The organism is Pantoea sp. YR525 (assembly GCF_900116775.1).
Taxonomy (GTDB): Bacteria; Pseudomonadota; Gammaproteobacteria; order Enterobacterales; family Enterobacteriaceae; genus Pantoea; species Pantoea symbiotica.
In genome coordinates, this window is sequence record NZ_FPBU01000001.1 from 601,421 (window position 1) to 614,572 (window position 13,152).

General features: G+C 53.0%; 11 protein-coding genes. 7 read left to right on the top strand and 4 right to left on the bottom strand.

Features of this window, described 5'->3' with window-relative positions; genetic code table 11:
• Window positions 1–89: 89 nt before the first annotated feature.
• Entirely contained in the window at window positions 90–584 is a 495-nt protein-coding gene (lrp, locus tag BM323_RS02770) for a leucine-responsive transcriptional regulator Lrp (RefSeq protein WP_006118610.1), read from the bottom strand.
• Between the two features lie 519 nt (window positions 585–1,103).
• Here lrp and trxB point away from each other — a divergent pair.
• The 5 genes from trxB to infA all read left to right on the top strand — a co-directional run bounded on the left by trxB (window position 1,104) and on the right by infA (window position 7,005).
• Window positions 1,104–2,069 carry a thioredoxin-disulfide reductase gene (gene trxB / locus BM323_RS02775; RefSeq protein WP_008102423.1) on the top strand — a complete coding sequence of 322 codons (966 nt, stop codon included), beginning with the start codon at window positions 1,104–1,106 and terminating at the stop codon, window positions 2,067–2,069.
• 145 nt (window positions 2,070–2,214) lie between these two features.
• Window positions 2,215–3,984, top strand: a complete 1,770-nt coding sequence (cydD, locus tag BM323_RS02780) for a heme ABC transporter permease/ATP-binding protein CydD (protein ID WP_008102424.1) — start codon at window positions 2,215–2,217, stop codon at window positions 3,982–3,984.
• Window positions 3,984–5,714 carry a heme ABC transporter ATP-binding protein/permease CydC gene (cydC, locus tag BM323_RS02785; protein ID WP_008102426.1) on the top strand — a complete coding sequence of 577 codons (1,731 nt, stop codon included), beginning with the start codon at window positions 3,984–3,986 and terminating at the stop codon, window positions 5,712–5,714. Before cydD ends, cydC begins: the two co-directional genes overlap by 1 nt.
• Before the next feature lie 33 nt (window positions 5,715–5,747).
• The gene (gene aat, locus BM323_RS02790; RefSeq protein WP_036647907.1) at window positions 5,748–6,440 is read left to right on the top strand and encodes a leucyl/phenylalanyl-tRNA--protein transferase; all 693 of its coding nucleotides are present in this window, start codon (window positions 5,748–5,750) and stop codon (window positions 6,438–6,440) included.
• Between the two features lie 346 nt (window positions 6,441–6,786).
• Window positions 6,787–7,005, top strand: a complete 219-nt coding sequence (gene infA / locus BM323_RS02795; RefSeq protein ID WP_002211347.1) for a translation initiation factor IF-1 — start codon at window positions 6,787–6,789, stop codon at window positions 7,003–7,005.
• Window positions 7,006–7,095: 90 nt separating this feature from the next.
• On the opposite strand, the gene clpA is transcribed toward infA, so the two are convergent.
• A complete protein-coding gene (gene clpA, locus BM323_RS02800) occupies window positions 7,096–9,375 on the bottom strand; it encodes an ATP-dependent Clp protease ATP-binding subunit ClpA (RefSeq protein WP_008102430.1) in 2,280 nt (759 codons plus the stop codon).
• Between the two features lie 55 nt (window positions 9,376–9,430).
• Window positions 9,431–9,751 carry an ATP-dependent Clp protease adapter ClpS gene (gene clpS / locus BM323_RS02805; protein WP_007887621.1) on the bottom strand — a complete coding sequence of 107 codons (321 nt, stop codon included), beginning with the start codon at window positions 9,749–9,751 and terminating at the stop codon, window positions 9,431–9,433.
• Window positions 9,752–10,074: 323 nt separating this feature from the next.
• Between clpS and cspD the strand changes: the two genes are divergently transcribed.
• Window positions 10,075–10,302 carry a cold shock-like protein CspD gene (gene cspD, locus BM323_RS02810; protein WP_007887624.1) on the top strand — a complete coding sequence of 76 codons (228 nt, stop codon included), beginning with the start codon at window positions 10,075–10,077 and terminating at the stop codon, window positions 10,300–10,302.
• 92 nt (window positions 10,303–10,394) lie between these two features.
• Here cspD and BM323_RS02815 read toward each other — a convergent pair whose 3' ends face one another.
• On the bottom strand, window positions 10,395–12,035 hold the full coding sequence (locus BM323_RS02815; RefSeq protein WP_091003225.1) for an ATP-dependent nuclease: 1,641 nt from the start codon (window positions 12,033–12,035) through the stop codon (window positions 10,395–10,397).
• A gap of 137 nt (window positions 12,036–12,172) precedes the next feature.
• On the opposite strand from BM323_RS02815, the gene BM323_RS02820 reads away from it, so the two are divergent.
• Entirely contained in the window at window positions 12,173–13,069 is an 897-nt protein-coding gene (locus BM323_RS02820) for a LysO family transporter (protein WP_008102433.1), read from the top strand.
• Window positions 13,070–13,152 lie beyond the last annotated feature (83 nt).

Here is a 13,152-nt window from a genome sequence, read left to right on the forward strand (position 1 = left end):
AGGCAACAACGTCGGGCATGCCCGACGCTGGTCCTGTATGAATTCACAGGAGTGTACCGAAATCCTGCAAGCTTTGCACCTGCCCTGCACTACCGGGTTTTGATCACCAGACGATTGCTCTGTTTGACCTCTTCCATCACCACGTAAGTACGGGTGTCGTTTACGCCCGGCAGACGCAGCAAGGTTTCACCCAGCAGTTTACGATAGGCGGACATATCCGGTACGCGGGTTTTCAGCAGGTAGTCAAAGTCACCGGAAACGAGGTGACATTCTTGAGTTTCCTCAAGTTTTTGCACAGCGGCGTTAAATTGTTCAAACACATCTGGCGCACCACGATTCAGAGTAATCTCAACGAAAACCAGCAGTGAAGCATCCAGATAATGGGGATTGAGCTGCGCAGTGTAGCCCAGAATGAAGCCTTGACGCTCGAGGCGACGTACGCGCTCAAGACAAGGAGTTGGCGATAATCCAACACGTTTGGAAAGCTCGACATTGGAAATTCGACCGTCTTTCTGCAGTTCATTCAGAATATTTCTGTCGATACGATCTAAATCTTTTCCGGGGCGTTTCTTATTGTCTACCATTATTATTGTCTCTCTTAATTCCTTCCCTTTACCTGCCACACCCTGAAAACGCTCATTGTTCAGGGCCTTACTGAAGTGAAGACCATAAGCCTGTGCAGTAACGCGTCCATCCGTATGACGCATGTTGTCTGTCCACATCATGCGTCACTACCAATGTCAGGCTGAGTTTATTCGGCTAAAAAGGCCAAAACAGAAATGAAATTCTGTTTTGAATCGCTAAATATTCTCTGCTTCTCCCAATGTTTTCGCAAAAGCGCAGGCGATTGTCAAAGTAAAACATCCAAATTCAGTACAAGATGCCAGATAGAGTTCTGGGTTGCTGTTTTTAAATGAGAATTTTTATGCTGCTGCACCACTAATTGCCGAGCATTGCCCCCTTTTGGCGCAACGCGCGTGCAAAATTTACACTCATCGTCTACGCCGCTCGCAGTGATTGTTAACAAAATTGCTGAAGCCTTTTTTTGCGACGTTAATTTCCCTACAATCAAAAACTATGTTGTCAGAAAAATTGAGGAACGCATGAGTACGGCCAAACACAGTAAGCTGCTCATTCTGGGCTCCGGCCCTGCCGGTTACACTGCTGCGGTATATGCAGCGCGCGCTAACCTGAATCCGGTATTAATCACCGGGTTGGAAAAAGGGGGTCAGCTCACCACCACCACCGAGGTGGAGAACTGGCCAGGCGATGCAAACGATCTGACCGGTCCAGCGTTGATGGAACGCATGCAAGAGCATGCTGAGAAATTCAACACCGAGATCATTTTTGACCACATTCATACCGTCGATTTGCAGAACCGTCCGTTCCGTCTGATCGGCGACAGCGGTGAATACACTGCTGATGCGTTGATCATCGCAACTGGCGCCTCAGCGCGTTATCTCGGTCTGCCATCAGAAGAAGCGTTCAAAGGCAAAGGCGTATCTGCTTGCGCGACCTGTGACGGTTTCTTCTACCGCAACCAGAAAGTTGCCGTGATTGGTGGAGGTAACACCGCCGTTGAGGAAGCACTTTACCTGGCTAACATTGCCGCTGAAGTGCATCTGATTCACCGTCGCGACAGCTTCCGCGCTGAGAAAATCCTCATCGACCGTCTGATGGAAAAAGTGCGCAATGGCAACATCGTGCTGCACACCGACCGCACACTGGACGAAGTGGTCGGCGATCAAATGGGCGTGACAGGTTTGAAACTGCTTTCTACCAAAGGTGAAGCGGCGGAATCACTCGATGTCGCTGGTCTGTTTGTCGCTATCGGCCACAGTCCAAATACCGCAATCTTTGACGGTCAGCTGGATTTAGAAAATGGCTACATCAAAGTGCAGTCTGGTTTGCATGGTAACGCCACTCAAACCAGCATCCCAGGCGTGTTCGCTGCCGGCGATGTGATGGATCATATTTATCGCCAGGCCATTACCTCTGCCGGTACCGGCTGTATGGCTGCGTTGGATGCGGAACGCTTCCTCGATGGACTGGTTAAAAACGATAAGTAAGTTGTTAATAACCTGATCATAATCGTCTAAAGGCGGCCAGTTTTGGTCGCCTTTTTTGTTACCTGCGTGCTACAGTTCACGCGCCCGACATTGCTGGGTTTTCATCCGGGATTCACATCTCTTTTGAGTTACCAAACGGCATCGCATGAACAAATCACGGCAACAAGAACTTCTCCGCTGGCTCCGTCAGCAACGTCATCACGGTGCGCGCAACTTGCGTGTGGCTTCGCTGTTGGGTTTTGCTGGCGCACTGGTCATTATCGCTCAAGCCTGGTTAATGGCTTCACTGCTGCAAAATCTGCTGGTCGCGCAACAACCTCGCGCATCACTGCTCACCGATTTTCTGTTGCTGCTGCTGTGCTTTGTCTTACGTGCTGGATTGCATTACGCCCGCGAAATGGCAGGACATCGCGCAGGCGTCGCCATTCGCCGTGCGCTGCGTCAGCAGGTTCTGGATCGCCTCAATGTGCTCGGTCCCGCCTGGATTCAGGGTAAACCCGCAGGCAGCTGGGCTACGCTGCTGCTTGAGCAAATCGAAGAGATGCAGGAATACTACGCGCGCTATCTGCCACAAATGTCGCTGGCGGTCTTTATTCCATTAGCTATTTTGATCGCCATTTTCCCGATTAACTGGGCGGCAGGATTGATTCTGCTGGTGACCGCGCCACTGATTCCCCTGTTTATGGCGATGGTTGGTATGGGCGCGGCTGATGCTAACCGCCGCAACTTTGTTGCTCTCGCCCGACTAAGCGGTGATTTTTACGATCGTCTGCGTGGACGTGAAACGCTGCGCCTGTTCTATCGCGGCACGGCAGAGCAAGAAGCGATTGCCGCCAGCACCACCGATTTCCGTCAACGCACCATGGAAGTGTTGCGCCTCGCGTTTCTCTCTTCCGCCGTGCTGGAGTTTTTTGCCTCACTGGCGATTGCTGTCGTCGCGGTCTATTTCGGTTTTTCTTACCTTGGCGAACTGAATTTTGGTCATTACAGCACCGGCGTAACGCTGTTTGCCGGTTTCCTGGCCTTAATTCTGGCACCTGAATTTTTCCAGCCGTTACGCGATTTAGGTACTTTTTATCACGCCAAAGCGCAAGCGATTGGCGGAGCTGATGCGCTGGACCAGTTTCTACGTGAAAGTCCCGATCCAACCTTAGAACACGCTTCTCGCGAGCTTTCCCTCACGGCACCGCTACACCTTCATGCGCAGGATCTAGTGGTAATGACAGCCAGCGGTGAAGCGCTGTCTCAATCGCTTAATTTTACTCTCAACGCCGGTAAACGCGTGGCGTTAGTAGGACAAAGCGGCGCAGGGAAAACCGCGCTGATGAACGTCTTGCTGGGTTTCCTGCCTTATCAAGGATCGCTGCAGATTAGTGGACAGGAGCTGCGCGATATCAGCCGCGACAGCTGGCAAAAACATATCGCCTGGGTGGGCCAAAATCCTCATTTACCCGCGCAAACGCTGCGCGAAAATCTGCTGCTCAATAGCCGCATTGATGACGCTACGCTCATGTCGGTTCTACAGCGCGCGGGTGTTGATGAATTTTTAGATCGTCTGCCACAAGGATTAGATACCGTTTTAGGCGATGGCGGCGTGGGTCTTTCCGTCGGTCAGGCGCAGCGTATTGCCGTGGCGCGAGCATTGTTAAAACCTGCGCAACTGCTGCTGCTTGATGAGCCGGGTTCTGGGCTGGATAGCCAAAGTGAGCAACACGTGATCAGCGCATTGCAACAAGCAGCCACTCAGCAAACCACGTTGATGATCACACACCAACTTAACGAGCTCGCGAGTTGGGATGAAGTCTGGGTGATGCAGGCGGGGCAACTGGTGCAACAAGGTCCCTGGCAGCAGCTGATTGAACAAGATGGACCACTGCGTGAAATGGCGCAGCATCGTCAAAAGGAGATCGCATAATGAACGATTTATTGCCTTTCCTGCGTCTGTTTAGCCGTCATCCATGGCGTTTAGGACTTGGCGTTGTTCTTGCCATCATCACCTTGCTTGCCAGTATTGGACTGCTTACGTTATCCGGCTGGTTCCTCGCCGCCTCTTCACTGGCGGGCGTAGCGGGACTTTACACGTTCAACTATATGTTGCCCGCAGCTGGCGTACGTGGCGCGGCGATCACGCGCACGGCTGCGCGTTATTTTGAGCGCCTGGTGAGTCACGATGCCACCTTCCACGTGCTACAACATTTGCGCGTATTTACTTTTGGCAAACTTATCGCCCTTGCGCCAGAACAGCTGGCTCGTTTTCGTCAGGGTGAATTACTCAACCGCTTTGTCAGCGACGTCGATACACTCGATCATCTCTACCTGCGTGTGATCTCACCGTTGATTGGCGCAGCCGTGGTAATTGTGGTGGTCACCTGCGGCTTAGCCTTGCTGGATGTACCGCTAGCTTTGCTGCTCGGCGGCATCATGCTATTGACGCTATTGCTTATGCCGCCGCTCTTCTGGCGGCTTGGCACTTCAGCCGGACACCAGATTGCCCAGCATCAGGCCAGCTGGCGCATGCAATTGACGCATTGGATTACCGGTCTGTCTGAGCTGAAAATTTATGGCGCTGCACATCTGTGGCGCGCCCAGCTTGATCGCGAAGAACTCAACTGGCAACAGGCGCAACGCAGACAGCATCGCCTGCAGGCGCTGGCGCAAAGTCTGCTGCTGGTCATCAGCGGCGCAACGGTGACGCTGTTGTTATGGATCTCCGCCAATGGCGTAGGGGGAAACAGTGCACCGGGCGCATTTATCGCGCTGTTTGTGTTTTGCGGACTGGCGGCATTTGAAGCGCTGGCCCCGGTTGCCGGAGCGTTTCTGCCGCTTTCGCAGGTGACCAGCGCCGCTAAGCGGGTACAGGAAATCATTGAGCAGCCCACTGCGATACATTTTCCCTACGCTAAAATCAGTAGTGCTTCAGGTATTAACCTGAAAATGGAGAACATCAGTTTCAGCTATCCGCAGCGTCCTGAACCGGTGTTGCAGCATTTCTCTCTATCGCTAAATGCAGGCGAACATCTGGCGCTGCTCGGTCCAACCGGCTGCGGCAAATCCAGCCTGCTGGCGCTGATTACCCGAGGTTGGGAAGCGCAACAAGGTTCGATTAGCCTGAACGACAGCGATATCGCTTTATGGGATGAAGCTTCGCTGCGCAGCCGCATTAGCGTGGTAACACAGCGCGTGCATCTGTTTAGCCAAACGCTACGCGACAATTTGTTGCTGGCAAAACCTGATGCCAGTGATGAGCAACTGGTTGATGCATTAAACAAGGTCGGTCTGGCTCATCTGGCCGAACACAACGAAGGATTGAACGCATGGATGGGCGATGGCGGTCGACCGTTATCTGGCGGTGAACTGCGTCGTCTGGCAATTGCGCGCGCTCTGCTGCACGATGGCGATTTGTGGCTGCTGGATGAACCCACTGAAGGTCTTGATGCCAGCACCGAGCAGCAGATTCTGACGCTATTGCAGCACGTCACCCGTGGTAAAACGCTGATTATGGTGACGCATCGCTTAAGCGGTTTAAATGCTATGGACCGTATTTGCGTTATGGATCAGGGACAGATTATTGAATCCGGTTCGCACGCCGAATTAATCTCAAAAGCAGGACGCTACTGGCGTTTCCATCAGCGCTTTACGCTATAGTCTTAGCCAACAGCCCTGAGTGTGATTGACGCAATGAGACTGATACAGCTTTCACGAGATTCATTAAATTTCCCACCACCGGAAATGGCGCTGCGCGAGCCCAATGGATTATTGGCGATGGGCGGCGATCTCTCCCCTGCTCGCCTGATGAATGCTTATCAGCGTGGCATTTTCCCGTGGTTTTCTCCGGGCGATCCGATTCTTTGGTGGTCGCCGGATCCCCGCGCGGTAATGCTGCCCGAATCTTTCCATCTCAGCCGCAGTATGGCGCGCTTCCATAAGCGCTCACCGTATCGCGTCACCATGAATCATGCGTTTCCGCAGGTGCTGGAAGGCTGTGCCAGTGGTCGACAGGAAGGTACGTGGATTACTTTTGAAGTGAAACGGGCGTGGTTACGATTGTACGAACTGGGCCATGCACATTCGATTGAAGTCTGGTGCGATCAGCAACTGGTCGGCGGGATGTATGGCCTGGCGCTGGGGCAAATTTTTTGCGGTGAATCGATGTTTAGCCGCCAGGAAAATGCTTCGAAAACCGCACTCTGGGTATTCGCGCAACATTTTCTCGCGCATCAGGGCCGACTGATTGATTGTCAGGTACTGAACCCGCATACCGCTTCCCTGGGTGCGGTTGAAATTCCCCGCGTCGATTATCTACAGTACGTGCAAACGCTGGCGTGGCAACCGGTTTCCGAGAGTTGCTGGCAAACACAAACCCTTTTTTGACATCGGTCACCGATGTTTTGCACACAATTCCCGACAAAAGTGATACAATAAGCGAGTTTGGTATGTCGTCCGCGCTTCGCTGTGGCGAGCCGGAATTGCCAGGTTGGGAATCTCACACATTTCCCGAAGCTGTTTTGATTGTGCAACTGATGCCGATTGCTACAGATTCTTAGCCCGCTAATCCCCCGCAGACGTCAAAAAACACCCTAATTTATCCGTACTGCACGCGCAACGGCGCGACGCACGGCGAAGCGTTGGCAAAATCATCAACGGTTCTTTACATAAATCATGGAATTCGGCATTATCTTGCCGGTTCAACAGTTTGGTAGTACACCCAGAGGATTCGATGGCCAAAGAAGACAATATTGAAATGCAAGGTACCGTACTGGATACGTTACCGAACACCATGTTCCGCGTAGAGCTTGAAAACGGGCACGTGGTTACCGCTCATATCTCCGGTAAAATGCGCAAAAACTACATCCGCATCCTGACGGGCGACAAAGTGACTGTCGAGTTGACCCCGTACGACCTGAGCAAAGGCCGCATTGTCTTCCGTAGTCGCTAAGTAAATATTCACATCTCGCGATGGTTATATTTACATAGCGCGAAAAAAAGGCCGGATTCGCATCCGGCCTTTTTCATATCTGCATTTCGCTTAGTGCACTGTACCTTCGGTTTTACGCTTTTCCGCACTCAGGAAGTGGTAAGTAAGCTGGTTTTTATCTTTATCCAGCGCTACTGATACCGATCCACCATCAACCAGCGAACCAAACAGCAGTTCATTCGCCAACGGTTTCTTCAGATTTTCCTGTACGGCACGTGCCATCGGACGCGCTCCCATCGCTTTGTCGTAACCTTTATCAGCCAGCCAATCGCGCGCGTCATCGCTAACTTCCAGCGATACGCCCTTCGCATCCAGCTGAGCCTGCAACTCGACGATGAATTTATCCACTACCTGATGAATCACTTCCTGAGACAGGTGACGGAACCAGATAATGTTGTCGAGACGGTTACGGAACTCTGGCGTAAAGATCTTTTTGATCTCTTCCATCGCGTCAGTACTATTGTCCTGATGAATCAGGCCAATCGACTTACGTTCAGTCTCGCGTACACCGGCGTTGGTGGTCATCACCAGCACCACGTTGCGGAAGTCAGCTTTACGGCCGTTGTTATCGGTCAGCATACCGTTGTCCATCACCTGCAGCAGCAGGTTGAAGACATCCGGGTGCGCTTTCTCGATTTCATCCAACAGCACCACAGCGTGCGGATGTTTAATTACCGCATCCGTCAGCAAACCGCCCTGATCGAAGCCAACGTAGCCCGGAGGCGCACCAATCAAACGGCTGACGGTATGACGTTCCATATATTCGGACATATCGAAACGCAGCAGCTCGATACCCAGCGCTTTAGCTAACTGGACAGTAACTTCTGTTTTACCGACACCGGTTGGGCCCGCAAACAGGAAGGAACCAACCGGTTTACGATCCTGCCCCAAACCTGCACGACTCATCTTGATTGCTTCAGTCAGTGCTTCAATCGCATTATCCTGACCAAACACCAGCATCTTCAGACGATCGCCAAGATTTTTCAGCGTATCGCGATCGGTTGCTGACACGCTCTGCTCAGGAATACGCGCAATACGCGCCACCACCGTTTCGATATCCGAAACGTTGACGGTTTTCTTACGCTTGCTGACCGGCACCAGGCGCGCACGCGCACCGGCTTCGTCGATCACGTCAATAGCTTTATCCGGCAGATGACGATCGTTGATGTATTTCACCGCCAGTTCCACCGCCGCACGCACCGCTTTCGCGGTATAACGCACATCATGGTGCGCTTCGTACTTCGGCTTCAGGCCGTTGAGAATCTGCACGGTCTCTTCCACAGAAGGCTCGGTAATATCGATCTTCTGGAAACGACGCGCCAGCGCACGATCCTTCTCAAAGATATTGCTGAATTCCTGATAAGTGGTTGAACCCATCACGCGGATTTTACCGCTGGAGAGCAATGGTTTGATCAGGTTTGCCGCATCGACCTGGCCACCCGATGCCGCACCGGCACCGATAATGGTATGAATTTCATCAATAAACAGGATGCTGTTACTGTCCTGTTCCAGCTGTTTCAGCAGCGCTTTGAAACGTTTTTCAAAATCACCACGGTATTTGGTACCCGCCAGCAGCGAACCGATGTCGAGTGAATAGATGGTGCACTCTTTCATCACTTCCGGTACGTCGCCCTGCACAATGCGCCAGGCAAGTCCTTCAGCAATCGCGGTTTTACCCACGCCCGATTCACCCACCAGCAGCGGGTTGTTCTTACGACGACGGCATAATACCTGAACAGTACGTTCCAGCTCTTTATCGCGGCCGATCAGCGGATCGATTCCGCCGACACGAGCAAGCTGATTAAGATTGGTGGTGAAGTTTTCCATACGATCCTCCCCGCCTGCTTGCTCTTCGTTAACCGGATTCTCCGCATTGTTCTGCGGCTGGCCGGGTTCGTCTTTACGCGTACCATGGGAGATGAAGTTCACCACATCGAGGCGGCTCACTTCGTGTTTGCGCAGCAGATAAGCCGCTTGCGACTCCTGCTCGCTGAAAATAGCGACCAGCACGTTCGCGCCTGCGACTTCGCTGCGACCGGAAGACTGGACATGGAATACCGCGCGCTGCAACACGCGCTGGAAGCTGAGCGTAGGTTGGGTATCGCGCTCCTCTTCACTGGCAGGCAGCACCGGCGTGGTTTGTTCGATGAAGGCTTCGAGTTCCTGACGCAGAGCCACGATATCCACCGAGCAGGCTTCCAGTGCCTCTCTGGCCGACGGGTTACTGAGCAATGCCAGCAACAGATGCTCGACGGTCATAAACTCATGACGGTGCTCGCGCGCTCTGGCGAAAGCCATATTTAAACTGAGTTCCAGTTCTTGATTGAGCATTTGGCACCTCCCCCAATTATCGCTCTGACAACCTATCTCCTATATGGAGATGGCTTCAGGCTTTTTCTAGCGTACACAGCAACGGATGTTCATTATCTCGTGCGTAATTGTTCACCTGGGCTACTTTGGTCTCCGCCACTTCTGCAGTGAATACACCACAGATTGCTTTTCCATGGTAGTGAACTTTCAACATCAGCTGCGTTGCACGTTCAATATCATAAGAAAAGAACTTTTGCAGAACGTCAATAACAAATTCCATAGGTGTATAATCGTCATTGTTGAGAATGACTTTATACATTGAAGGCGGCTTTAACCCTTCGCGTACTTTATCTTCGGCTAGATGTTCAAAATTAAGCCAGTCGTTTGTGTTTGCCATAATGTTCCGTCGAAATTCTGCGTTACGGTTGTGCACATCTCTGCGCCCATTCCTAAAGTTTAACATGCCTGTCAAGCCGGTTTTCAGTTGATAAAAACTGGCCCTAAAAGCACATGCGCGACCTGTATCACAAAATTTGCAATAGCGTTAACTGCCTCAAATTTTGATGAATTTATCCCCGTCCGCCAGGGCCGTTTGCTTGACGATAAGGTCCGTTTCTCTACATTCTACTAACACAAGCTGATTGAGTTTTAAACAAACTCGACTCACAGCTTCAATGACCTCACCTACTTATCAAAATGTCTTGCGAGGGAAGTAAAAGCATGGAGACGGGTACAGTAAAATGGTTCAACAACGCCAAAGGCTTCGGGTTTATCTGTCCGATTAGCGGCGGCGACGATATCTTCGCACACTACTCCACGATTCAGATGGAGGGATACAGAACGCTGAAAGCTGGCCAGCAGGTTCAGTTTGATGTCCATGAAGGACCAAAAGGCAATCATGCCAGCCTGATCGTGCCCTGTGAAGCCACGCAAGCCGCGGTCGCTTAACGCACATGCTGTTTCACATATTCTGACCACTCCCGAAAAAAAATGCCAGCCGCAGACGCTGGCATTTTTATTTGGCGCATCTCACACTTTCATCAATCCGCCCGGCCGCGCGCCAACCACATCACGTGCGCAAACAGCTGATCCAGCAACGGCGGGATCGCCTGTGGCCCGCGTTCAGCCGCAGCCATCGCGACGGCAATCGCCAGCTCAGGTTTCGAGCTGTGCTGAATGGCTTTACTAATAATACGCCGCGTATTCATCGGCGCGTTTAACGGCAGGTGCGCCGTCTGGTGATAAACATCGCTGAAGCCCTGTTTATAGAGAAAATGTTCGATATCCGGTGCCGGAAATTGCGTGAGATGATCGCTTTCCCGCGCCGCCGATGGCAGTTGACTGCGGGCAGTAGCCGCATATTTGCTACCCGCCTGGTCGCCATCGGTCAGCACATGCCAGGCGATGCCCATGCGTTGGGCAAACTTCAGCAGCGGTTTCAAACCCGATTGCGCAAACTCAATCACTTTCACTCCTTCCGCCGCGAAGTGATAGCCACGCTGCCGCGCCAGCTCATTGATAATCCACACTTCGGTCTCGCCTTCCACCAGCAGCCAGCAGCGGGCAAACAGCGCCGAAGGACGATTAACGCGGATGTGGAAACCGATACGGCGGCTCTCTTCAGCACTTAAACCTTCGGGTCCAATGCGCCATGCCGCCACACGCGCGGGTTCGCGCACCAGACGACAGATATTCTCCAGCGGCACCTGCGATAGCAGTTCGCCCGAGTTGGTGGTGGCGATTTTTTGCAGCGGCATCAGCTCCAGTAAATTCCACGCCACCGACAGCATAATGGGATGCAGCCGCGTTTCTGGATCTTCCACCAGCAGCAGCGGATGCGCGCCCGCCGGCAGCGGTTCGTTGCCGTGCGCCTGAATCAACAGCGAGAACATACGCAGCAAAATCACCTGACGACTGCGCGATTCCGTACCGGCAATCAGGTGATTAAGTTTATCCAGCGAACGCCAGCCTTCACTGCCATCGCGAACTTCCGGTGCCACGCGCGGCGCGTTACTACCTGATTGCTGCACCAGAAAATAGTGTTCCAGCAACTGCTGCATGGTGTGCAATCCCTGACGCAACAGATCGTCGCTCAGCGTTTGTGGCCGCACCACCAAATCGCGCGTCAGATTTTCCACTTCCTGTGCCAATGCCGTCAGCGTCGTCGCGCGGCGTTCAACATCGCTGTCCGCATGGCGGTTACGACGGCCAAAACGCGCATCGCGTAAACGCAATACCGGATAATAAGCGCGCAGATGCGCCAGCGCCGCGTCGGTGCCCGCCAGCGGCAACACATCGTTATGCTGGTCGATGAAACGCCAGCTGGTTTTTACGCCCTGATCCTGACGCTTAGCGCGAGTGCTAAAGTGAATATAGCGGCCGTGCTCATCGTGCTGCCAAAAGGCCTGAAACAACGCGCTTTCATCATCGCTCTGGGCGCGAAAACGAAATACCAGCTGCAACTGACGCATGCGGGCATCAATATCGCCGGGAGGAAAGTGGAAGTCGTGTTCAGTGAATTGATAAGGCTCGGCGGCAGGCGCCAGCAACAGCGTTAGTGCATCGAGCAGGCTCGATTTACCCCAGGCATTTTCCCCAATCAGCAAATTGGTGTTGGTCAACGGCAATGACAGCCGATTAATGCCGCGAAAACCGTGAATATCGATATGTTCCAGAATCATCATACATTCCATCCGAAGCTTTGCCTGAGCATGGTCCGCCACGTTGCGTTGGTCAAGTCAGCGCCGGGGGAAAAGGTTTACACTTCAACCGTTTTTCGCTAGCGTGGCAGCCCGCCAATCATGGATAGAAAACCCACATGTACGGATTGATTATCATCCTTTTGCCGCTAATTCTTGGCTATCTGCTGCCGCTGCGGCACACCACGCTTTTACAGGCGGTTGGCCGCACGTTGAGCGCGCTGGTCTACATCATTCTGTTCTTTATGGGCACCAGCCTGGCGTTTCTCGATAACCTGAGCAGCAATCTGCTGGCCATTTTCCACATCGCCCTGGTGAGCATGCTGAGCATTCTTGCCTGCTCGCTGCTAGCGCTGTGGCTGCTGGAGCGACGCTGGCCGTGGCGTCATCAGCACAAACCTCAAGCGCTGCCGTCAAGGCTGCATATGGCGCTGGAGTCGCTCAAGTTGTGCGGTTCGGTGCTGGCGGGCTTTCTGCTTGGTTTGAGTCAGTGGGCGCCGCTGCGTCATGCCTCGACCATCAGTGAATACGCCTTGATGCTGATGCTATTGCTGGTCGGTATTCAACTGCGCAGCAGCGGCATGACGCTGCGTCAAATAACCATCAACCGTCGCGGCATGTTGGTGGCGCTGGTATCGCTGTGCAGTGCACTGGTGGGCGGCATGATTGCCGCGCTGCTATTAGATCTGCCGATCAAAACCGGCCTGGCGTTAGCCAGCGGCTTCGGCTGGTATTCACTCTCAGGAATACTGATGAGCGAATCGTTCGGCCCGGTGATAGGCAGCGCCGCCTTCTTCAACGACCTGCTGCGTGAGCTGATTACCATTATGCTGATTCCGCTGCTGATAACGCGTCAACGCAGCATGACGCTAGGTTTGAGCGGCGCGACCTCGATGGATTTCACCCTGCCGATCCTGCAACGCACCGGCGGCATGGAAATCGTGCCCGCCGCCATTGTGCACGGTTTTATTATGAGTTTGCTGGCCCCAATCCTGATCGCCCTGTTCTCGGCATAACGCATTTTTTCACGGCTGCACGCCAGCTTCATCGTCTACGCTTTCTGACTGACACGTTTTCGCCATCGGCATGGATGGCTCAA

Coding starts and splice junctions, on each gene's coding strand:
- lrp (WP_006118610.1), bottom strand. CDS start 584: ATGGTAGACAATAAGAAACGCCCCGGAAAAGATTTAGATCGTATCGAC.
- trxB (WP_008102423.1), top strand. CDS start 1,104: ATGAGTACGGCCAAACACAGTAAGCTGCTCATTCTGGGCTCCGGCCCT.
- cydD (WP_008102424.1), top strand. CDS start 2,215: ATGAACAAATCACGGCAACAAGAACTTCTCCGCTGGCTCCGTCAGCAA.
- cydC (WP_008102426.1), top strand. CDS start 3,984: ATGAACGATTTATTGCCTTTCCTGCGTCTGTTTAGCCGTCATCCATGG.
- aat (WP_036647907.1), top strand. CDS start 5,748: ATGAGACTGATACAGCTTTCACGAGATTCATTAAATTTCCCACCACCG.
- infA (WP_002211347.1), top strand. CDS start 6,787: ATGGCCAAAGAAGACAATATTGAAATGCAAGGTACCGTACTGGATACG.
- clpA (WP_008102430.1), bottom strand. CDS start 9,375: ATGCTCAATCAAGAACTGGAACTCAGTTTAAATATGGCTTTCGCCAGA.
- clpS (WP_007887621.1), bottom strand. CDS start 9,751: ATGGCAAACACAAACGACTGGCTTAATTTTGAACATCTAGCCGAAGAT.
- cspD (WP_007887624.1), top strand. CDS start 10,075: ATGGAGACGGGTACAGTAAAATGGTTCAACAACGCCAAAGGCTTCGGG.
- BM323_RS02815 (WP_091003225.1), bottom strand. CDS start 12,035: ATGATTCTGGAACATATCGATATTCACGGTTTTCGCGGCATTAATCGG.
- BM323_RS02820 (WP_008102433.1), top strand. CDS start 12,173: ATGTACGGATTGATTATCATCCTTTTGCCGCTAATTCTTGGCTATCTG.